Raw genomic sequence first — 22,718 nt, 5'->3', positions numbered from 1 at the left:
CATAAAAAAGCACCTTTAAAGGTGCTTTTTTATGATTCATATTTTCTTTTTAAATCGGGTCACAGGCCATGACATAGTGAAACGCGCACCACCTAATGTTGGACTTGCATCTACTTGAATCGTACCACCAAACCAATATGCAATCCGACTCACAATAGATAAGCCTAAACCATACCCGCCCGATGCACGTGTCCGACTATCATCTAAACGTGCAAATGCTTCAAAAACTCGCTTACGGTCTTCTTCTGGAATTCCAGGGCCATCATCTTCAACACAAACATAAGCCATCTTCGTTTCTTCATCGATACCACCTGACAAAGTCACTTGTTTATCACAATACCGAATGGCATTACCTACCAAGTTTTGTACAACACGATGCAAATAACGGCGTTCAGCATCTACGCGCACTGTGTCTGACAAGGGGTTTAAATGAATAATTTTATGCGTTTTTAAAGCTTCTGTTTCAACTGCAACCTGCTCAAGTACGTCAACCAAAATAATATTTTCAAAATCGAGGGATGGTGTCCCCTGTTCCAACTTGGCATACGTCATAATTTCATCAATCAAAGTATTGAGAGCTTCAATATCTTTATCAATCATTTCGACTTGCTGAATTCGATATTCATATTCATCTTCATCTGCAAGCATTTCAAGCGCAAAACGAATGCGTGCAACAGGGGTTCGTAGCTCATGAGATACCGCCCGCATTAACTCTCGTTGCGACTCAATCAAACGCTCAATATGATCCGACATACCATTATAACTACTTGCCAAGCTCGCCATTTCATCGCGACCTTCAACAGGCACACGCATACTCATATCGCCTGTTCGAATCACATCTAAAGCTTGATTAACCTGACGCAATTTTCGCTGTATAGGGACAATTAAACCGTAAACCCCTAAACTAATGAGAAATAGACTAAATAAGGTGATGCCTGCAGCAAGTTTAAATGGCATCCAATTAAACATTGGAATTGGACCCATAACCAAAACTGAACCAAGTGCATTCGGCATTGGATATAATACCGAGATATTTGTGCCATTTTCGCTAGCACTATCTCGATACACAATCACACCTTGATCTGCTCGTAAACGTCCAATCTGTTCAGAATCTAAATTCAATTCCGCCGTTTTTTTAATATCAACAGGATAATAAAAATGTTGCTGAATTTTTTTAAGATATTCTTGCTCTTGACCCGGGTAGTACACTAAATAATCGAGAATAAAAATTGGCAAAGCTTTCATCTGCTTTTCACCAATTGATTCAATCTTTATATATAAATAGTGTTTCGGATCATTTTTCATCCCGATCACAAGGTAAGCCGTTTTTTTCTCAGCATCATAGCGAACAACCGCTTTACACTCTGCTATTCGCTTTTCTTCAGTACGAGATAATTCAACTTTTGAAGCATCAAGATAGTAAATAGGAAGCTCCAGCAAATCTGAAGCATCCGAGATCCAATCCATTTTTTGCTGTTGGGTTTGCTGTCTTGCCACACCCTCGCTAATTACAAACGAAATACCGTCAGTGAGCGACTCTCGGTATTCTTGTGCACGTTGATAATTAATAACCTGAACCAGCAGATAACCAAAAATCGCCACAAGAAATACTAAAATGACCAATCCTGCGTAAATTCGCAAAAATATACTGTGTCTAGACACGCCCTTCACCCACCGACAATTCGCCTATTGGAAATTGGGGCAATTTATAGCCCCAATACTCATTTATAGACCATTGGTTTCTTTTACAAACAAGTAACCTTTACTACGCACAGTTTTAATACGTTTTGGATTTTCAGGGTCATCACCAATTTTTGGACGAATACGTGAAATACGCACATCAATCGAGCGATCTTGACCATCATATTCAATGCCACGCAGACGTTCAAAAATATCTTCGCGCGATAAAATACGACCCGCATTTGATGCTAACAACCATAACAAGTCATATTCAGCACTGGTAAAGTCGACCAACTCACCATTAAGAGTGACTGAGCGACCACCATTATCAATCACAAGATCATCAAATTCGATACGTTGTGCTACTTCATCGTCTGGTGTTTTGTCTGTACGGCGTAACAAAGCACGTATACGCGCTAACAAAACACGAGGCTGTACAGGTTTTGCAACGTAGTCATCTGCACCCATCTCTAGGCCAAGAACTTGATCCATATCTTCTGTACGTGCAGTTAACATCAAAATCGGTTGATGATAATGTGGACGAACTTCACGACAAACGGTTAAACCATCCGCACCCGGCAACATGACATCAAGTACAACCATGTCTGGCTGCTCAGCAATAATTCTACGAATCGCACGATTACCATCAGGCTCTACCCCGACTTCCAACCCATTACGAATCAAATATTCTTGAGTAAGGCGTGCAAGACGCTCATCATCTTCAACAATTAGAATTTTTGGTAATTTTTCTTCCTGGCTCATACAAGACCCCTGTAATTTGTTTCCATATCTACTGTAAATGTCGCAGATTCAACACACTATAATTGGCAATATACACACGTTTACATTGTAAACAAGACCCCATTCACCAAACTGATACATGTAAATATCAATTTGTTATCTTTTTTATCAATTGAATTCAATTCGCTTTTAACATGTATTTGTATGTAACTAGAAAGCTTGGCACAACACATATATTTACGATTAATTTTTAAACAAAATATTTCATTGTTCATAATATAGCTGATCAGTTAACACCTTTTTTACTTATCCACATAGTTATCTATAAGCACTTTGTTTTGTCTTTGTTATGCTATGCCCTTGTCTGATAAGGCATATAACAAATCTAATTGTAAATAGACAAGTCTAGGTAGAAAAACTGATTGATCAGGGAAAAAACTTTCTCAAAATGTCAATATTGATCTCACCTAAAAATTACCGTATCTTGTGTCTAAACCTAAATTAAACCACTAAGTCTTGTGTTTAACCTCAAATATCGTGACCTGACTATTTTTTAGCTCCAGTGCGATTCAAACGGCTTATAAACATAACAATGATGTCAATGGAGCTATGCTGACAATGAGCGTAATTACCACACCCGGTCAACTTCAAGTGATCAAACGTACAGGTGATGTTGCACCTTTTGATGCAGATAAAATATCTGTTGCGATTGGCAAAGCCTTCCTTGCAGTTGAAGGTCAGCAAAGTGCTGACTCAAGCCGTATTCACGACCGTATTACACAATTAACAGAAATGGTGATGAATACATTCAGCCGTCGTTTACCTTCTGGTGGCACGATCCATATTGAAGAGATTCAAGATCAGGTTGAACTTGCACTAATGCGTACAGGTGAGCAAAAAGTAGCTCGCTCTTATGTTATTTACCGTGAACAACGCACAACTGCTCGTCAGCAAACCAATGCACATCATCACCCAACGCTCCAAATTACCGATGCGAAAGGTCAGCTTCAGCCACTCGATTTAAGCAAGTTACAAGCAACGATTGAAAAAGCAAGTGAAGGCTTGGAAGGCATCAACGTTCAAGCTGTAATCGATGAAACCGTTAAAAACTTATATAACGGTGTAAAAGCATCTGATATTGCGACCACGATGATGATGGCGACTCGCACACGCATTGAACAAGAACCAAACTATACTTATGTGACTGCTCGTTTACTTCGTGATGAGCTTGTAAGCACAGGTTTAGCATTCTTAGAATTAGCTGCGGATACAGTTGAAGGCGATGCACTTGAAACTTTCTTAAAGAAAGGTATTGAGCTTGATCTTCTTTCTCCAGAATTATTGAACTTTGACCTTGCTAAATTGGCTGCTGCGATCAAACCTGAACGCTCAAATCAATTTACCTATTTAGGTCTACAAACATTGTTTGACCGTTACTTCATCCATTCAGATGGCGTACGTTTTGAATTACCGCAATTGTTCTATATGCGTGTATCAATGGGTCTTACACTCAATGAAGAAAACCGTGAAGATCGTGCAATCGAATTCTATGACTTATTGTCTAGCTTCGACTACATGGCATCTACACCAACATTGTTTAACTCAGGTACGCTTCGTCCTCAGTTATCAAGCTGTTATTTGACCACCATTGATGATGACTTGTTTGATATTTATGGCGCAATGCGTGATAACGCAATGTTGTCTAAATGGGCAGGCGGTTTGGGTAATGACTGGACACCTGTTCGTGCTTTGAACTCATACATCAAAGGAACTAACGGTAAATCACAAGGTGTGGTTCCTTTCCTTAAAGTTGCCAACGATACTGCTGTTGCAGTAAACCAAGGTGGTAAACGTAAAGGTGCAGTGTGTGCATACCTTGAAACTTGGCACTTGGATATTGAAGAATTCCTAGAGCTTCGTAAAAATACAGGTGATGACCGTCGCCGTACACATGACATGAACACAGCAAACTGGGTTCCTGACCTATTTATGCAACGTGTATTTGAAGATGGTGAATGGACACTGTTCACACCTTCTGAAACACCTGATCTACATGATTTAACAGGTCTTGAGTTTGCTGAACGCTATGCGCACTACGAAGGCATCGCAAAAGAAAATAACATGCTACACAAAGTCATTCGTGCGAAAGACTTATGGCGCAAAATGTTATCTATGTTATTTGAAACAGGTCATCCTTGGATCACATTCAAAGACGTATGTAACTTACGTTCACCACAACAACACGTAGGTGTTGTTCACTCATCTAACCTTTGTACTGAAATCACTTTAAATACAAATAAAGATGAAATTGCAGTATGTAACTTAGGTTCGATTAACCTTGTACAACACGTTCAAGGTGGTGTTTTAGACCGTGAGAAATTGGCGCGTACTGTTAAAACAGCAGTTCGTATGCTCGACAACGTAATTGACATCAACTACTACGCTGTTCCTCAAGCACGTACATCAAACTTGAAACATCGTCCTGTAGGTATGGGTATCATGGGCTTCCAAGATGCTTTATATGAAATGAATCTTGCTTATGGTTCAGATGCAGCTGTAGAGTTTGCTGATGAATCTATGGAAGTCATCAGCTACTACGCAATTTCAACTTCAAGCGATTTAGCCGTTGAACGTGGTACATACGAAACATTTAAAGGTTCATTGTGGGATCAAGGGATCTTACCAATTGACTCTTTAGACATCGTTGCAAAATCACGCCCAGAACGTATGTTCGAAGTTGACCGTACTCAACGCTTAGACTGGGACACTTTACGTGCCAAAGTTCAAAAAGACGGTATGCGTAACTCAAACGTGATGGCAATTGCGCCAACTGCAACCATTTCAAACATTTGTGGTGTTTCTCAGTCAATTGAGCCAACATTCCAAAACCTCTATGTAAAATCTAACCTTTCTGGTGAATTTACAGTGATCAACCCGTACCTAGTACGTGCGTTAAAAGATCGTGGTCTTTGGGACTCTGTGATGGTGAATGATCTAAAACATTTTGAAGGTTCTGTACAAAAAATTGCTCGTATTCCTGAAGAATTAAAAGCAATTTTTGCAACAGCATTCGAAGTTGAGCCTCGTTGGATTGTTGATGCTGCATCACGCCGTCAAAAATGGATCGATCAAGCACAATCTCTTAACCTTTACATCGCTGGTGCAAATGGTAAGAAACTTGATATGACGTACAAAATGGCATGGTTGCGTGGTCTTAAAACCACTTATTACCTCCGTGCTTTGGGTGCTACTTCTGCTGAAAAATCAACAATCAATACTGGTGCATTGAACGCAGTTAAAGCAACAACTGTTGCGACTCCTGTTGTAGCAACACCTGTTGTTGAAACGAAAAAATCTGAAGCTGTTGAAGAAGATGGTTTTGCAAATGCAGCGCCAGTGCCAATGGCGTGTTCAATTGACAATCCTGATTGTGAGGCTTGCCAGTAATTTAAATCCCCCCACCCCTCCTTTTCCAAAGGAGGGAGAAAAGCCCCCCTTAACAAAGGGGGATTTAGGGGGATTCTAAATTTTAGCAATAAAAAAGCCCTCTAGCGTCCGTCAAAACTAACTAGAAGGCTTTTCAATCTCGCAGTGATACATAGATGGTCACAACGAGGCTGGCATATGAGAATGCGAGAGCGATTCTATCATTGAATTAACTATCGAGCCAGTAAGAGTCATCTTAAGTTTGTATCGATGAGGTATGAGTTATGACGAAAAAAGCTGCTCGAAGTGCTATCACTGGTCAATATGTGACTTTGGAATATGCAAAAAAGCATCCCAAAACCACAGTTGTTGAAACAGTAAAGCCAACTAAATTATCTAAAAAGTAATTTCGTAAAGAGCCTTAATTCGTTAGGGCTCGACTTTAAAAACTAAAGGATAAGATCATGTTCCATTTAAGTCATAACTACGAGTTAGGCATTTTTGTACTAATCTTAGCCTTTTTGATTTTTTATGTTCCTGTCGCGTATGCATTTTTTGCCATTCGCAAACAACACCAGCGTAAGCAAAATAAGTAGTATCGACACCCAATCTATCGAACAAGATTAAGACAGTCATCGGTAAAACTTAATTTTGCTTACACATAATGAGCGTATAGTAAGACATCTCTTGCTTGAGATGTCTAAACAAAAGATATAAAGCAACGAAGAGAGAATTGATATGTCTATCCTAAGTTGGGACGATTTCGAAGATGATGAACCGAAACAAGCTGCACAAGCTGACCAGCCTGCGCCCATCGAACCGCAGAAAACGACTAATTCACAAGTGGTATCTGATGCACAGCACTCAGCGCCGAGTGTGGCAGCATCACAACCCGCTAGAGCCAATAACAATAGACCAACAGATCCAGCCGATCCATTGGCAAGAGCATCTAACGCCTTAGAAACTTTAGATGTTGCACCAGGCTTAGAAGAGCTTGAAATGGGTGCTCAACGCGTTCAAGTTGATGACAAAGCAATGATCAACTGTCGTGCTGACTTAAACCAACTTGTACCATTCAAATACGAATGGGCTTGGCAAAAGTATCTAGATGGGTGTGCAAACCACTGGATGCCACAAGAAGTGAACATGACGCAAGATATTGCATTATGGAAATCCGAAAATGGCTTAACTGAAGATGAACGCACCATTGTTATGCGCTCACTTGGTTTCTTCTCTACTGCCGATTCATTGGTTGCAAACAACTTGGTATTGGCAATTTACCGCCACATTACCAACCCTGAATGCCGTCAATACATTTTACGTCAAGCATTTGAAGAAGCGATTCACACACATGCTTATCAATACTGTATCGAATCTTTAGGTATGGATGAAGGCGAAGTCTTCAACATGTACCGTGAAGTACCAAGTGTTGCACGCAAAGCAGCATGGGGCCTGAAATATACTCAATCTTTATGTGATCCAACATTCCAAACGGGTACACCTGAAAACGATCAAATTTTGCTTCGCAACCTGATTGCATTCTACTGTGTTCTTGAAGGGATCTTCTTCTACTGTGGCTTCAGTCAGATTTTATCTATGGGTCGTCGCAATAAAATGAATGGTGTTGCTGAGCAATTCCAATACATTTTACGTGATGAATCTATGCACTTAAACTTCGGTATCGATATGATTAACCAAATCAAAATCGAAAACCCAGGTTTATGGACAGCCGAGTTCCAAGAAGAAATTATTCAAATGATTCTTGAAGGTACAATGCTTGAAATTGAATATGCACGTGACACTATGCCACGTGGCGTATTGGGTATGAATGCTGCAATGATGGAAGAATACCTGAAGTTCATTGCAAACCGTCGTTTAGCACAACTTGGCTTACCTGAACAATTTGCTGGTGTAAATAATCCATTCCAATGGATGTCTGAAATGATGGATTTACGTAAAGAGAAGAACTTCTTTGAAACGCGTGTTACTGACTATCAGACTGGTGGCGCTTTAAGCTGGTAATCTATTGATATTATTAATAAAACCGCCAAAAATGGCGGTTTTATTATTCAGTATAAATAAAAAATATGGTCAATATCAATTGATTTTTTCCACAACAAACTCAATAAAAATAAATAAAAAAATTAGTGCCATTTATATCTCAACCTAAATTTTTAATTTTTGCATTTCAAAGCACAATTAAGTTGATTTTATTGACTAATTTTCATGCTAATATTCAGATTAAATATCCACCTACATTCAAATGTAAAATAATTAAATTTAACATTCAAACATTTATAACAGTGAAAATAATGAGGAAAATATGCAAGGTACTATTCTAGATTATGCAATTCAAACCAATACAGGTGTAATTAGTGGCGATGACCAACAACGCTACAATTTCAGCGGTTCAGAATGGCAAGGACAACGTGCGCCAACACGTGGAGATCGTGTTGATTTCAATATTGATGCGCAAGGCAATGCAACACAGATTTATATAGCGATCAATCACAATAGCCCAATCAATCAAATATCAGATCAACTCAATAAATTATCTGACCAAAATAAACATGAAGAACAATACAATCCAATTGATTGGTTTGTTAAAAGTTTAAAAAATTACGCAAATTTTTCGGGACGCGCTCGTCGCAAAGAATATTGGTTTTTCATTCTTGTACAATTTGGTGTAATACTTATCGCAAGCGTGATTGATTCTATTATTTTCAAAAAACCCTCAGTACTCTACATGCTAACAGCATTAGCCCTATTTATCCCATCCTTAGCGGTGTCAGTTCGCCGCCTACATGATATTGGGAAGTCAGGATGGTGGTACTTAATTTGCCTTATTCCTCTTATAGGAGCTATTCTACTTATTGTATGGTTCGCAACAGAAACAAAACCTGAAACAAATCAATGGGGAAAACCTGCGAAATAAAACCATTTCAACAGCGTAAAACCTGCATGGATTACGCTGTTTTTTCAATACTCATCGTATTCAAATACTATAAATTTATACAGATTCATGAAAGGTGGTATTTCAGACTATTCCACACTAAATAATACCGAGATTATTTTTGGGCATTAATTTTAATCGTACCAAACTAAAAATAACAACTCCAAGGCTTGTCGTAGCCATACATCATTTACATAGCATTGATCAATCAGGTTGATAGCACCTGTTATTTTTACCATTATCGGCGGGTACTGCCTCATTATTTGGTTAGCACGTAGCACCACTTCTAAAAAAGAATAAATATGGAGTACTTGCACATCAAAAAATAAAACTTAAAATAAGTGATTCTTATTATTTTTAATCAAAACAAAAAAGAATGTACAAATTCATGTACATTCTTTTATTTAATCAATACGTTATAAAAATACTAATATTCAACCATACTTATGCAGGAATACGTAATACCTGACCTGGAAAAATATCATCTGCATTTTTCAACAATGGACGATTTGCTTCAAAAATCTTATTGTATTGGTTTGCATCACCATAAAACTCTTTCGAAATTTTAGAAAGATTATCACCTGATTTTACTGTATAAAACTTACTTTCAGGCTCTGGTGCCACCACTGTCATCTGATCATCGACCTGTGCCACATGATCAATATTACCCACCGCAAGAATAATTTTTTCTTTATCTGCTTGAGTCTGTACTTGACCCGCAATGGTCGCCAAGTCTGATGCGCCATTATAGCTAACAGATAATCCTGTTACAGGTAAGCCCAATGCTTTAATGTGCCCTAAAAGCTTGTTTGCGATTTCTTGCGCTGATGGCTCTAAAGGAGTTGCTGGTGCAGCTTGAGTTTCTGCAGGTGCTGTATTTTTTTTACCAATGCCTTTAATAAAATCAAAAAGACCCATTGTTATTCTCCGTTGTGTATTTAGCTGTGTTTATTGAAGTGTTATAAAAATTATGACTCTATTTTTATATCTAAAAAATATACTGAAAGTTGTTCTCATTGGTAAAACAAACGTAACGATATGTAAACAAGTATGTATTAAATTTATGATTTTAAAATAAAAAGCCACCTTACGGTGGCTTTCAATTCAGCACAGGCTGAAATCTAACAATTAACCAAGTTTTTTAGAAACATAGTCAATTGCAGATTGAACAGTTGTGATTTCGTTAGAATCTTCATCTGGAATTGTAATGTCAAAGTCATTTTCGAAAGACATAACAAGCTCAACTAGATCTAAAGAATCAGCACCTAAGTCATCCATGAAAGATGCTTCGTTTTTGATTTCTTCAGCTTTAAGACCAAGTTGTTCAGCAACCGCTTGTTTAATGCGTAGTTCGATATCGCTCACAGGAATTCTCCTCATTGCTTGTGGCGTTTATAATTGCCACTAGTTTAATTGAATTTTAAAAATTTTCAAAGTTTACACATCGCATTAAGCCATGTATAAACCACCATTTACATGTAACACTGTACCTGTGATGTAACTTGCCTTGTCAGAAGCTAAGAAACTCACCGCATTGGCAATGTCTTGTGTCTCACCAAAACGACTTAATGCAACCTGATCACTCATTTTTTTACGAATCTCTTCGCTAAGTTGTTCAGTCATTTCTGTTGCAATAAAGCCTGGTGCAATACTATTTACAGTAATCTGACGACTACCCATTTCTTTTGCAAGGCTGCGGCTAAATGCCTCAATCCCTGCTTTGGCAGCAGAATAGTTTGCTTGTCCTGGGTTAGCAAAATGTGCAACCACAGAACTAATGTTGATGATGCGACCAAAACGCGCTTTAGTCATACCTTTCAATACACGTTTAGATAAACGGAACACCGCTTTCAAATGAATATTGAGAATGTCATCCCAATCATCTTCAGACATACGAAGCAATAAATTGTCTTTGGTAATGCCGGCATTATTCACCAAGACCATCACTGAACCATATTTTTGTTCAATGCCTGATACTAAGGTATCAATTGCAGCACCATCACGCACATCAAGTACAGCACCCACACCCTGATCAGCAAATGATACAGAAAGTTTTTCTGCACCTGATTCAGAAGTTGCCGTACCAACAACAAAATAACCGTCTAAAATAAGCTGCTGAGCAATGGCTGCGCCAATCCCTCGGCTTGCACCTGTAACAAGTGCAACTTTACGTTCTTGCGTCATGCAATTTTTCCTTCTGCCACTAGAATGGCATTCAATGCATCTTCCATACGGCTTTGCGTATCAAAAGGAAGAGCTTTTTCAATATTCGGCAATCGTTTTGCAAGATTGCTCAATACATTACCAGGACCACACTCTGCAACATACTGAATTCCTTGATCCTGTAAATATTGCATGGTCTTCGTCCACTGCACAGATTGATAAAGTTGCGCAGTTAAATTTTGACGTAATTGCGCGACATCAGTCGCAATCGCAGCGTTGACATTTTGTAATACAGGAATAGATGGCATCTCAATGGCAGTTTGTTCCAACGCTTCTGCAAACTTTTCTGCTGCTGGCTTCATCAGTGAGCAATGCGATGGAACAGAGACAGGCAGTGCAATAGCTTTACCACCACTCTCTTTCGCCGCCACCATGACTGCTTCTACTTTGGCTTTATCACCAGCAACAACAACTTGACCTTGTGCATTGTAATTTGCAGCATCGACAGAACCTTGTCCATCAACACTTGCTTGCGCGCAGAGTTCAAGCACTTTGGCATCATCCAGACCCAAAATTGCTGCCATCGCACCTTGACCTTGTGGTACAGCCGATTGCATCAACTTGCCACGTAAATGAACCAACTTCACAGCATCTGTCAGTGTCATTGCATTTGCCGCAACCAATGCACTGTATTCACCAAGTGAATGACCTGCAAGGTATTTTGGTGCAACACCACCTAAATCTAACCATACACGCCATAATGCAATACTTGCTGTTAAAAGCACAGGTTGTGTATTTTCAGTCTGATCGAGACCTTCTCCACTTTGCGCAATGTGCCATAAGTCATAACCCAATGCTTCAGAAGCTTCCGCAAAAGTTTCACCTACCACAGCAAACTGTTCAGCAAGCTCTGCAAGCATCCCGATTTTTTGTGAGCCCTGTCCTGGGAACAAAAATGCAGTTTTAGTCGCTTGAGCCGCTTGCTCGAGTCGTTTAGCAGACATATAAAAAGTCCCTTATTTAATCTTTGCTCGTTTCCGATGCGGCAATTCTACAGTAAATAAAAATTATTTTAATTGCGAAATACAACAAAAAAAGCAGATTTTACAAACAAAAAAAGGGAGCTTTCGCTCCCAATTTTTCACTAAGCTTACGCTTAATGCTGTTTCAATTATTCAGCAGCAGTTGCTTTAGCGAACAATTGACGACCACGGTAGAAACCGTCTTTAGTTACGTGGTGACGACGATGAGTCTCACCCGTAGTTTGGTCTACAGTTAATGCATTCTCGGTTAAAGCGTCATGTGAACGGCGCATGTCACGGCGAGAGCGACTTTTACGGTTTTGCTGAACGGCCATGATGGCTCCTTACAAATCGAAAAAATGGATCAGAACAAAGTCGGTTGTCTTAGCTCGGTAGTATAACATAAAAATCAGTTAAGTTTACCTTTTAGACCTGCAAGAATATCAAACGGATTATCCTGTTTTTCTTCTACAGTGTCCTGAACAACTGGTTGATGCTTATGCTCACAAACGTCATGCTTAGGAGACAAAGGCATCAACAATAATAATTCATCTTCTATAAGTGCGAGTAAATCTACAGTCGGTGAGGTATTGGTTAAATAATCCCCCTTCGTTGTAGCTTCACTTTCACCTAAGACGATGAAATCAGCATCCTCATCCAAGCGCTCTATCAGTGACTCATCATCAACAAGTGCAAGATGGAAGTCTGAAGATAACGAAATTTCAACTGAATCCAAACAACGTTGGCATTCCACTGGAACTTGCGTTTCTACATGACCATCTAGCCAAATGATACGATGATACGCATCCATTGATAGCTTACAGTCTATGGTAATCAATTGATTATCAATTGATCCAACAGCTTCACGGGTAATTCGAACAAAACGAGACAAAGGCAGTGTTCCTGCCCATGCGTAGCCTTGTTCGGCCCATTTAAACGGCTCAATCTGTGCCGGAAAGGTATTTGCTGACATAATTTAGGCGGCAATTCTACAAATTCATCGGTACTCTGTCAAAGATTAAGATACAATTTTGTACTTATTTAGACAGATCATTTGGGTAATACAAGTCATGCAACAGTTGCAGCCGCAACCTGAAGTCACTCCTTCATTACAGTTCAATACAAATTCAACTCCAATATCTGCTGAGAACCTAGCCCTTGCACAACGTTTTCAATGGGTAGATTTACAGACTGAAGCTCAACAAGTTGATTGGCTTATCTTACACTTTAATGATTGGTTTTCCCACTTAAATGTTGTGCTGATTCGTGGAATTGATGAACCCGAATATTTTCCTTCGGTAGAACAACAACCTGCTCGTATTCAATTTGCTCATGGTTTTTTTAACAGTGCATTGCATGAAATTAGCCATTGGACGATTGCAGGCGAACAACGCCGACTTTTGCCTGACTTAGGCTATTGGTATGCACCCGATGGTCGAACAGCTGAACAACAGGCATTATTTGAATCGGTAGAAATTAAGCCACAAGCCATTGAATGGTTATTTTCTAAAGCCTTTGGTCGTAAATTTCGTGTATCACTTGATAATTTAACAGGTGATGGTGGTGATGGCGCTGTATTCAAAGACAATGTTTTCGCTCAAGTTCAAGATTATTTTAGCGGTAAAACGAAACTTCCACGTGATGCTCAACGTTTTATTGACTGTATTTGTACTAGCCTTCGCGGTGGCAAAACATTACAAAAGCACGATTTCTTACGTAGCGAACTCAATTAATCAAACTTCTATAGATTATAGATGATTCTATGCATTTCTAACTAAGTGAATATAACCCATGCTCAAAAACCAAGAAATAATCACTGTATTGCTAGAAAAAATAAAATTTGGCTTTCAACAAGGTGACCGAGAACTTTTAAAAAGTATATCTACATCACCTGCTCTTCTTGCATCGCTAATGAATACGCAAACTAAGCAAGAACGACAACGTATCATTTCCAATGTGCTGCGCTTTTCAATATTCATAAAACTACTGTTTGTTATGGTTTGGGTTGCTTTTATATTCATTATTTTAGGTTCAAAAATGACCTTTCAATTTCATTCTTTACAAGATTCATTGTTTCGTTATGGATTTCTGATTGTATCTATTTATCTCTTATCGAAAAATATTCGCCATATCATCTACAATCGAAAACTGAGAAAGATAATCCAATTATGTTGAAATAATATGATTTAAAGTCAAATCGTCAAGATAAAATATCTCTCTTGAAATCATCAACTTTCTTTCGACAATTGGTCTATAATTACAATAATAATGATGTTTAATTGTACTAATTTTCACTACTATATAAATAGATAATTTGAATCAGGAGAAAAGATATGCTGCATTTAAGAGTACATCCTGACAACCCACAACCTCGTCTAATTAGCCAAGCTGTTGAACGCATACGTGCTGGTGATGTGATTGTTTATCCAACTGATGCCGCCTATGCCATTGGTTGTCAAATTGGTAATAAAAATGCCATGGAACGTATTGCACAAATTCGTGGACTTGGGGCAAAACACCAATACGCCATTATTTGTGCAGATTTATCTGATATTGCAACGTATGCCAAAGTCGACAATGCCATGTACCGACTACTTAAAGCCAACACCCCTGCCGTGACGACTTACATATTGCCTGCAACAAGTGAAGTGCCTCGGCGTTTAATGCATCCGAAGAAAAAAACCATTGGACTACGCGTACCAAGTAATACTGTTTGCCAAATGCTACTTAAAGAACTTGGTGAACCTTTACTGACCAGTACGCTGATCTTACCTGGGGATGATGCACCACTCGATGATCCTTATGACATTGAGCAACAACTTGAAAAACGCATTGATGTGTTTATTGATAGCGGACTCGGAACTTTAACCACCACAAGTATTGTCGATTTATCAGGGCTAAATCCCGAAATCATTCGTCGCGGTGTCGGTGATGTAAGCGCATTTGAATAATTCAATATCTCAAATGATTTGAGACAATCATTCAAAAAATAGCCATTGGTCATTCAAAATGACAATGGCTGATTTATATCAGCGCTTAATCAAACACATTAATGATGTGTAAATAAGAACATATTTAACTTACTTCTGCCATTAAACGCTCTTTAATTTCTTTTTCTAAACGCCCTGTAATTGGATATTGTTTCATAAACTCTTCAAGACGAGTTTTTTGTTGACGATTTACTGTAAAATTATCCTGTTTTAACCAATCTTGAAATGCAAATGAAATACGCTTCCACTCTTCATCCAACATTGAAAAACAAGCCGTATTTCGGTTTTTGCCTTTCACAATACGATCTTGACGGAGTGTTCCTTCATAAAGGAAACCTAAACGTACAGCAGCATTGATAGATGCTTCATTCAAATCATCACAACGCCATTCAATTTTACGAAAGCCTTTGCAAAAACATTCTTCCAATAATAAGTAGATCACTTCTGTTGCAGCAGTCGTTTGTCTAAGTTGATCGGAAAAATAAAGATTACCAATTTCAGCAACCTGATCTTTTTCACGAATATTAATCAATCCCACCCATCCAATCGCCTGATGCCCAACCTGTACTAAATAGTGCAGTGCATGCTTTAATGCAAAATTAGATTTCAACGCGCCTTCAAGCTGAACTTGAAAAACAAATTCATCATAAGGCAAATAAGTCCAAACACCTTTATTGCTTTCACGTTCAATCGTTCGCCACATACTACGAAATAATGTTGAATCAGATTCTAATGTTTGCAATGGAATCAGTTTACCCCAACGACCATTAAGTTGTTCTGGCTGAAAATGTTGTGCTTGCTCAAGTTGAACATCTACACCAACCTGTTGACTTAAATCATTTTCTTGTATTTTTTGATAATTAAGCATCTTAATTCTTTAATTTTGTGACAAAATTTACAATAATGCATATTTTTGTAATTTTATCCACCTTTATTAACAAATAATTTTGAATACCAACTGAATAAAGAAAAAACCTTAACTTTTTTCGGGTTTTTTATCATTTTTATACATTTGGTAATTTATTCATCAGCATTTTTGCTCTAGAATAGGCAAACTTTCTCGAAATGCTTTTCGACATTCACTTTATCTTCTCTTTTATTCTGTAGTGATCTTCGAATCGCTTTTTTCATGCCTTTGAAAATTCGCGTGGCTAAAAACGGTAATGACTTTAGTAAATCATGATGTAATCGATCATCAAATGTTGCACATCCGTGTATTGGATGAATGGCAAGACTCGATCCCTGATGATCTGTATATTCCTCCCGCTGCATTCGAAATTCTGCTTGAACATTTCGAAGGACCACTCGATTTTTTAATTTATTTAATTCAAAAAAATGGCTTTGATTTATTACAACTTGATATTGCGCCTATTGCTGCACAATATTTGTCGTATATCAATGAAATGAAGTCACTAAATATTGAACTAACTGCAGATTATTTGGTCATGGCAGCTCTATTGGCAGATTTAAAATCACGTTTGTTATTGCCTAAACCGAAAGCAGTCACTTTAGAAAAAGATCCGAAAAAAGAACTGATTGACCGTTTAGAAACCTATTTACGCATTAAACAAGCAGCTGAACGCTTGGGTAAAATGCATATTTTAGAACGAGATACATTCAATAGTAATGTGTCATTAGGCGATATTCCTGTTGTTCAAGAAGGTTATGATGTTGCTTTGTTAAAAGATGCGCTGTATTGCATTTTTAACCGTCCTGAACCTGTAACGCATAATATTGAACAAGAACCTGTATTACTTGAAGAACGTATTGCCTATATTGAATATATGACTCAATCTGGCAATATCTTAGGTTTCAACGATTTACTTCGACCAAGTCAAGGTCGGATGGGTTTAGTCGTGACATTTATGGCGATTTTAGAACTGACTCGTCAAAATAAAATTCATATTCTTTCTTCAGGTCTCGATGCGCCATTGACGATACAAGGGGCAACACCATGAATATAGAACAAGATCAAAATTTTCAAGCCGATGAACATCGCCATGAAATTTTAATGCAACTTGAAGCTATTATTTTTGCAAGTGATGCGCCTGTTTCTGTTGCCCGTTTAAAAGAAGCGTTTCAAGATCAGTTCAATAAAACTGAATTACGTCATTACTTGCAGCAACTTGCCGTTCTGCAACATGGACGTGCAATTGAATTAATTGAAACTGCACAAGGTTACCGTTTTCAAGTCCGTGCAAAGTATCGCAATACGATTGCTCAAGTCTGGCCTGAACGCCCAACAAAATTATCTCCGTCACTGCTGGAAACCGTTGCAGTGATCGCTTACCATCAGCCCGTGACACGTGCTGATATTGAGCAAATACGGGGAGTTACGAATAATAGTCAGCTACTTCGGACATTATTTGATTGGAATTGGATTAAAGAATCTGGTTTTAGAGAACTCCCTGGAAGACCTGCGTTGTTGGTGACAACGCCCCAATTTTTAAATGCATTTGGCCTTGTTTCATTGGGTCAGTTGCCTCCCCTACAGGATGCCAAGGAAGCTTTTATGGCGTTGGATGCGAATGCTCCAAAATCATAAATAGGTGCACTGTTGAATATTATTTCTAAGGTTATGCTGTCATGAGTGAAAAATTACAAAAGGTGCTTGCGCGCGTTGGACTGGGGTCCCGCCGCTATATGGAAGAAGTCATTGCCGCAGGTCGTGTGAGCGTCAATGGTGAAGTTGCCTCTGTTGGTGAACGAATCGAACCCAATGATGAGCTTCGCATCGATGGTCGTAAAGTTCAGTTCCAAATTGAAGATGAAATTCGTCGTCGTGTGTTGATTTATTACAAACCAGAAGGTGAAATCTGCTCACGTAGCGATCCAGAGTCACGTCCAACAGTTTTTGAAAACTTACCAACCATTGCCAATGATCGTTGGGTCATGGTCGGTCGTTTGGACATCAACTCTACAGGTTTGTTAATGTTTACCAATGATGGTGAACTTGCTAACCGTTTGATGCACCCATCAAACGAAATTGAACGTGAATATGCTGTGCGTGTCATGGGTGAAGTAACGCCGCAACTGAAAAACAACATGATTAATGGTGTTGTTTTGGATGATGGTCCTGCAAAGTTTGAATCTTTCTCTGAAATTGGTGGTGAAGGGATCAACCGTTGGTATCAAGTTGTTGTAAAAGAAGGTCGTAACCGTGAGGTTCGTCGTATTTTTGAATCTCAAGGGCTGAAAGTTAGCCGTTTACTTCGTACTCGTTACGGTACAGTTATTTTACCACGTGAATTGCGCACAGGTCGTTGGATGGAATTGGACAAGAATGATATCGACAACTTAACAAAAGCTGTTGAGTTGAAACCACGTCAGGGTACAGGCTTATATGGTATGGCAAAACGCCGTACTGAACGTATGCAAGACAAACCTTTAGCTGCACGTCGTGGTGGCTATTTACGTCAACAACGCCGCGATACAGAAGGTGAAAACCAACCTGAACAGCAACAACGTGAATATCGTAACATGGGTGATAATAACCGTTTCGATAACCGTAATAATGACAATCGCTTTAACAACCGTTCACCACGTCCAGATCAGCGTACAGAACAACGTGGCGATCAACGCACTGAACAGCGTGGCGATAAGCGTCCTTATGGCGATCGTCCTCAGCGTAATAACTCAGCGGAAAATCGTGGTAATAGCTTCAATGCAGGCAATAACGATAATCGTGGCAATCGCTTTAATGCAGGTAACTCGGAAAACCGCGGTAACAGCTTCAATGCACGTAGCACTGAAAGTCGTGGCAACCGTTTTCCAAGTGAACGTCAAATTCGTACACCACGTCCTTCGTTCGATCAACAAGAACGTAGCGAACCACAACAAGTTGAAAAGAAAAAACCATTTGTCGTAAATAAAGGTTTCAAAAAGTTCTAAATTAAAGCGACATTTTTAAATGGTCTTTAAAAAAGAAGCCACTCAAATGAGTGGCTTCTTTTTTTGTTAGAATGAAATTTAATATTTTTCACAACACCTTATAAAATTGCACTTACTAAGCGCTTAGTATATTCATGCTTTGGTGAAGCGTATAACTCATCGGAATTGGCAATTTCAACAATCTCACCGTGGTTCATGACCATAATCTGATCAGAAATATATTTCACTACAGCCAAATCATGTGAAATAAAGATATAGCTCAACCCAAACTCATCCTGCAAATCTTGTAATAAATTCAATACTTGTGCTTGAACAGAAACATCCAATGCCGATACAGATTCATCACAAATCAAAATTTCAGGCTTCAAAGTTAAACAACGTGCAATGGCAATACGTTGACGTTGTCCCCCCGAAAACTCGTGCGGATAACGATCAAATGCTTGCGTAGGTAAACTTACACGCTCAAGTAAATCTAACGCCATTTGCTTACGTTCTACATCATTTTCACCAATTTTATGAACCTGCATTGGCTCCATCAAAATCTGTCCGACAGTAAAACGTGGATTTAGCGATGCATAAGGATTTTGAAAAACAATTTGAATCTTACGTTGATATTGAGTGAACTCTTTTTCAGACATCGCTAAAATATCTTTACCTTGAAACAACACTTTACCGCTCGTTGCTTCTTGCAAACGCATCAGTAATAAACCAATGGTGGTTTTGCCTGAACCAGACTCTCCCACTAAGCCTAAAGTTTTACCCTTTGCAAGTTGAAAAGAAGCTCCTTTCACCGCATGAAACTCATCTTTAGCGAAAAAACCTTTACGGTTAAAAAATGATTTTTTTAAATCATGTACATCTAGAATGATTTCTTCACTACCATCTAGACCACGTTTATGATCTGTTGTATTCAACTCAGAAAGCGTCATACTCTCCACCCAATGACCATCCTGCTGTTTCAGAAAATCACTAATCACAGGTAAACGATAAGGTCGATGTAATAAAGAAGGACGACAAAGTAATAATGCCTTTGTATAAGCATCTTTCGGAGATTCCAAGACATCTTTTGCCAAGCCTTGCTCACGAATTTCACCATGACGCATCACAATCACTTCATCTGCTATTTCACTAACCAAAGCCAAATCATGGGTAATGAACAGCATCGACATTTGACGACGTTTGCGTAAAGATTCAAGTAAATCCAAAATTTGCTTTTGAATCGTAACGTCTAAGGCAGTTGTTGGCTCATCAGCAATGAGTAATTTAGGTTCACATGCGATTGCCATAGCAATCATGACTCGCTGCTGTTGTCCTCCTGAAAGCTGACTTGGATACGCATCTATCTTCGTTTCAGGTGATGAAATACCGACTTCTTTGAGCAATTCTAAAACACGTTTTTTGGCTTGCTTGCGCCCATAACCCAAATGAATACGCATGATTTCTGCAATCTGTTCACCCACAGTAAATACAGGATTGAGTGATGACATCGGTTCTTGGAAAATCATGGCAATATCTTTACCACATATGGCCCGCATTTCTTGAGTTGAAAGACTGATTAAGTCTTTACCTTCAAACATGATTTTACTTTTTTTAGCAATTTCAGACTGTCCAACAGGCAGCAAAGCCATCATTGCCAATGCTGTGACTGATTTACCACTACCCGATTCACCAACCAATGCCACTGTTGTATTTGGTGGTATTTGAAAAGAAATACCTTTGACTGTTTCGGTAAGTTGCTTATTTTCACCTTTAAAACAAACACTGAGATTTTCAACGCTGAGTAGCACAGAAGGTGTAGCGTTTTGTTCTGACATCTTTCTGCTCCTTACTTCAGTTTCGGGTCAAGTGCATCACGTAATGCATCGGTAAACATTGAAAATGCTGTGACTAGAACGGCCATCGCGACAGATGCTGCCACCAACTGCCACCATTTACCTAAAATCAATTCACTTTGCGCTTCATTGAGCATACTGCCCCAAGACACGACCCCCACCGGTACACCAAAACCTAAGAAGCTGAGAATCACTTCAGACTTAATAAATGAAACAACCAAAATGGACATTTGAACAAGCGCAATATGACTAACATTCGGAAAAATATGCACAAACATACGACGCATATGACTCACGCCAATGGCTTTGGCAGCCAATATATATTCACGTGAAGTATGTTTCATATATTCCGCACGGATGAGACGAAACACACCTGTCCACCCCGTCAACCCGAGAATCAGAACAATGGATAATATGCCTTTTTGTTGCAGTACAGCCGCAATTGCCAAGACTAAAAGTAAATAAGGAATCGAAGTAAAAACGTTATAGAACCAATTCAGGAGATCATCAACCCAACCGCCAAAATAACCAGCGATTGCACCTAAGAATGTTCCAATAACCACTGCAATTAAAGCGGAAATTAATCCCACTAAAATTGAAGTTTCAGCACCTTTAATGGTTTTTAATATAATATCTCGTCCCCATTTATCGGCACCAAAAGGCAAGCTGGTTTTCAGTTCGCTTTGTTGATCAAGTAAATGACCATCCAATTGTTGATCTATGGCTCTCATATCTTCTGCAAGTGGGTCTTGAATGCCATAATAATCAATTTGATTGCTCGATTGGTTTACTGTGCTTTGCTCAATCATTGTTGAGCGATCTATAACTTTTTGATCTATGGCTATGAATGTCGGTGGTGTATAACTCACAGCTACTTCTTTATTCCAATCTTTGGCGATCAAGCCTGTCATGGATAAAACCAACATCAGGAAAAAACTCAGCACAATGAACAATGAAGCCATCGCAATACGATCTGCTTTTAAACGACGCATTGCCAAGCGCCTTATACCTGATGATAAGTCTTGTTGTGAGGTATCAATTTTTTTAGTGAAAATATTAAGCATCATTCTCACCTACTTCAACTGTACACGTGGATCAACCACTTTATAGATAAGGTCTGCCATCAAATTAAAGATCATCGTTGCAGCGGCAACATAAACCGTAATGGCTTTAATCACAGGAAAATCACTACGCTCAACTGCAATAATCACTTCCCGCCCAATACCAGGAATACCGAAGAAACGCTCAATTAAAAAGGCACCAATGAGCAATGCAGGTAAACTTGACATCACATCCGTAATGATCGGAATGGATGCATTACGTAGGACATGCACACCTAAGACGCGTCGCTCACTTACGCCTTTTGCACGTGCTGTTCGAACATAGTCCTGATTTATTTCATCTAAAATAAAGCTTCGATATAAACGTAATGTTGGCGCAACACTGACCACTAACATAATCAAGATTGGAAGCAATGAATATTTCAATAAATTTTCACTAAAGCTTCCCCCCCAACCTTGTACGGGAAACCAACCGAGCTTGTAGGCAAAAAAGTATTGGAACACAATGATATAAACCAAAATACTAATCGACATACCAATAGTACACAGCATCATCAGCATACGATCTGTCAATGTACCTCGAACCGAAGCAACTGCAAGTGCCAGAATGATTGAAATGACGGTTTGTAATATGACCAAAGGAATCATAATGGTGAATGATGGTCCCAAACGTGTCAGAATAATCGCTGAAACTGATTCGCCTGTACTCCAACTCACACCATAATCAAAGGTAATAATTTGCTTGATGAAAATGCCTAACTGTACATAATACGGCTGGTCGACACCCAATTGTTGACGTATATTTTCAATTTGTTCAAGATTTGCCATTTTCCCTGCAAGAATATATGCAGGGTCACCACCGACCCAATTGAACAAGAAAAAAATTAGCAAAATCACACCCAACATGGTGGGAATCATTTGCCATAAACGCCGTATGATATATGCCAACATTCTTCATT

Annotated in this window: 21 protein-coding genes and 1 pseudogene; 10 read left to right on the top strand and 12 right to left on the bottom strand. The window is 38.9% G+C overall.

Annotated elements, in window-relative coordinates; genetic code table 11:
• Nucleotides 1-36 precede the first annotated feature (36 nt).
• Nucleotides 37-1,662 (bottom strand): sensor histidine kinase BfmS, encoded by a 1,626-nt coding sequence (bfmS, locus tag ACK1JC_RS07065; protein WP_409511156.1) that lies wholly within the window; start codon nucleotides 1,660-1,662, stop codon nucleotides 37-39.
• A gap of 63 nt (nucleotides 1,663-1,725) precedes the next feature.
• Nucleotides 1,726-2,442, bottom strand: a complete 717-nt coding sequence (bfmR, locus tag ACK1JC_RS07060; protein WP_409511155.1) for a response regulator transcription factor BfmR — start codon at nucleotides 2,440-2,442, stop codon at nucleotides 1,726-1,728.
• 597 nt (nucleotides 2,443-3,039) lie between these two features.
• Here bfmR and ACK1JC_RS07055 point away from each other — a divergent pair.
• From ACK1JC_RS07055 to ACK1JC_RS07035, 5 genes are all read left to right on the top strand, one after another.
• The gene (locus tag ACK1JC_RS07055; protein ID WP_409511154.1) at nucleotides 3,040-5,868 is read left to right on the top strand and encodes a ribonucleoside-diphosphate reductase subunit alpha; all 2,829 of its coding nucleotides are present in this window, start codon (nucleotides 3,040-3,042) and stop codon (nucleotides 5,866-5,868) included.
• A gap of 263 nt (nucleotides 5,869-6,131) precedes the next feature.
• Nucleotides 6,132-6,254 carry a hypothetical protein gene (locus tag ACK1JC_RS07050; RefSeq protein ID WP_409511153.1) on the top strand — a complete coding sequence of 41 codons (123 nt, stop codon included), beginning with the start codon at nucleotides 6,132-6,134 and terminating at the stop codon, nucleotides 6,252-6,254.
• 57 nt (nucleotides 6,255-6,311) lie between these two features.
• Entirely contained in the window at nucleotides 6,312-6,443 is a 132-nt protein-coding gene (locus ACK1JC_RS07045) for a preprotein translocase subunit YajC (protein WP_409511152.1), read from the top strand.
• Between the two features lie 142 nt (nucleotides 6,444-6,585).
• A complete protein-coding gene (locus ACK1JC_RS07040) occupies nucleotides 6,586-7,869 on the top strand; it encodes a ribonucleotide-diphosphate reductase subunit beta (protein WP_409511151.1) in 1,284 nt (427 codons plus the stop codon).
• A gap of 301 nt (nucleotides 7,870-8,170) precedes the next feature.
• On the top strand, nucleotides 8,171-8,782 hold the full coding sequence (locus ACK1JC_RS07035) for a DUF805 domain-containing protein (RefSeq protein WP_409511150.1): 612 nt from the start codon (nucleotides 8,171-8,173) through the stop codon (nucleotides 8,780-8,782).
• A gap of 462 nt (nucleotides 8,783-9,244) precedes the next feature.
• On the opposite strand, the gene lysM is transcribed toward ACK1JC_RS07035, so the two are convergent.
• The 6 genes from lysM to ACK1JC_RS07005 form a co-directional block, all read right to left on the bottom strand.
• Nucleotides 9,245-9,718: a peptidoglycan-binding protein LysM gene (gene lysM, locus ACK1JC_RS07030; RefSeq protein WP_409511149.1), complete on the bottom strand. Its 474-nt coding sequence runs from the start codon at nucleotides 9,716-9,718 to the stop codon at nucleotides 9,245-9,247.
• Nucleotides 9,719-9,928: 210 nt separating this feature from the next.
• Nucleotides 9,929-10,165, bottom strand: coding sequence for an acyl carrier protein (gene acpP, locus ACK1JC_RS07025; protein WP_004651013.1), 237 nt, complete (start codon nucleotides 10,163-10,165; stop codon nucleotides 9,929-9,931).
• A gap of 84 nt (nucleotides 10,166-10,249) precedes the next feature.
• Nucleotides 10,250-10,984 (bottom strand): 3-oxoacyl-ACP reductase FabG, encoded by a 735-nt coding sequence (fabG, locus tag ACK1JC_RS07020; protein ID WP_409511148.1) that lies wholly within the window; start codon nucleotides 10,982-10,984, stop codon nucleotides 10,250-10,252.
• The gene (gene fabD / locus ACK1JC_RS07015; RefSeq protein WP_409511147.1) at nucleotides 10,981-11,967 is read right to left on the bottom strand and encodes an ACP S-malonyltransferase; all 987 of its coding nucleotides are present in this window, start codon (nucleotides 11,965-11,967) and stop codon (nucleotides 10,981-10,983) included. Before fabD ends, fabG begins: the two co-directional genes overlap by 4 nt.
• Before the next feature lie 167 nt (nucleotides 11,968-12,134).
• The gene (gene rpmF / locus ACK1JC_RS07010) at nucleotides 12,135-12,320 is read right to left on the bottom strand and encodes a 50S ribosomal protein L32 (protein ID WP_409511146.1); all 186 of its coding nucleotides are present in this window, start codon (nucleotides 12,318-12,320) and stop codon (nucleotides 12,135-12,137) included.
• Between the two features lie 74 nt (nucleotides 12,321-12,394).
• Nucleotides 12,395-12,958 carry a YceD family protein gene (locus tag ACK1JC_RS07005; RefSeq protein ID WP_409511145.1) on the bottom strand — a complete coding sequence of 188 codons (564 nt, stop codon included), beginning with the start codon at nucleotides 12,956-12,958 and terminating at the stop codon, nucleotides 12,395-12,397.
• A gap of 97 nt (nucleotides 12,959-13,055) precedes the next feature.
• On the opposite strand from ACK1JC_RS07005, the gene ACK1JC_RS07000 reads away from it, so the two are divergent.
• Complete coding sequence (locus ACK1JC_RS07000; RefSeq protein WP_409511144.1) at nucleotides 13,056-13,718, top strand: elongation factor P hydroxylase; 663 nt, start codon at nucleotides 13,056-13,058, stop codon at nucleotides 13,716-13,718.
• Nucleotides 13,719-14,318: 600 nt separating this feature from the next.
• A complete protein-coding gene (locus ACK1JC_RS06995; protein WP_409511143.1) occupies nucleotides 14,319-14,936 on the top strand; it encodes an L-threonylcarbamoyladenylate synthase in 618 nt (205 codons plus the stop codon).
• A gap of 124 nt (nucleotides 14,937-15,060) precedes the next feature.
• Here the strand turns inward: ACK1JC_RS06995 and ACK1JC_RS06990 are convergent, their stop codons facing one another.
• On the bottom strand, nucleotides 15,061-15,843 hold the full coding sequence (locus ACK1JC_RS06990) for a GNAT family N-acetyltransferase (protein WP_409511142.1): 783 nt from the start codon (nucleotides 15,841-15,843) through the stop codon (nucleotides 15,061-15,063).
• 295 nt (nucleotides 15,844-16,138) lie between these two features.
• On the opposite strand from ACK1JC_RS06990, the gene ACK1JC_RS06985 reads away from it, so the two are divergent.
• The 3 genes and pseudogenes from ACK1JC_RS06985 to rluB all read left to right on the top strand — a co-directional run.
• Nucleotides 16,139-16,933, top strand: coding sequence for a segregation and condensation protein A (locus tag ACK1JC_RS06985; protein WP_409511141.1), 795 nt, complete (start codon nucleotides 16,139-16,141; stop codon nucleotides 16,931-16,933).
• Entirely contained in the window at nucleotides 16,930-17,520 is a 591-nt protein-coding gene (scpB, locus tag ACK1JC_RS06980; RefSeq protein ID WP_409511140.1) for an SMC-Scp complex subunit ScpB, read from the top strand. The genes ACK1JC_RS06985 and scpB overlap by 4 nt, the downstream gene beginning before the upstream one ends.
• Before the next feature lie 41 nt (nucleotides 17,521-17,561).
• Nucleotides 17,562-18,419 (top strand): annotated as a pseudogene (rluB, locus tag ACK1JC_RS06975) (23S rRNA pseudouridine(2605) synthase RluB); the annotation flags it as partial.
• 545 nt (nucleotides 18,420-18,964) lie between these two features.
• Here rluB and ACK1JC_RS06970 read toward each other — a convergent pair.
• The 3 genes from ACK1JC_RS06970 to ACK1JC_RS06960 are packed head-to-tail and all read right to left on the bottom strand — an operon-like array spanning nucleotide 18,965 to nucleotide 22,710.
• On the bottom strand, nucleotides 18,965-20,680 hold the full coding sequence (locus tag ACK1JC_RS06970) for an ABC transporter ATP-binding protein (protein ID WP_409511139.1): 1,716 nt from the start codon (nucleotides 20,678-20,680) through the stop codon (nucleotides 18,965-18,967).
• Nucleotides 20,681-20,691: 11 nt separating this feature from the next.
• Nucleotides 20,692-21,762, bottom strand: coding sequence for an ABC transporter permease (locus tag ACK1JC_RS06965; protein ID WP_409511138.1), 1,071 nt, complete (start codon nucleotides 21,760-21,762; stop codon nucleotides 20,692-20,694).
• Between the two features lie 9 nt (nucleotides 21,763-21,771).
• Nucleotides 21,772-22,710, bottom strand: a complete 939-nt coding sequence (locus ACK1JC_RS06960; protein ID WP_409511137.1) for an ABC transporter permease — start codon at nucleotides 22,708-22,710, stop codon at nucleotides 21,772-21,774.
• Nucleotides 22,711-22,718: the final 8 nt, after the last annotated feature.

Source organism: Acinetobacter sp. TY2, from assembly GCF_046269225.1.
Classification (GTDB): Bacteria; Pseudomonadota; Gammaproteobacteria; order Pseudomonadales; family Moraxellaceae; genus Acinetobacter.
Note: the sequence above shows the minus strand (reverse complement) of the source record. Positions and strands in the feature narration are given on the sequence as shown.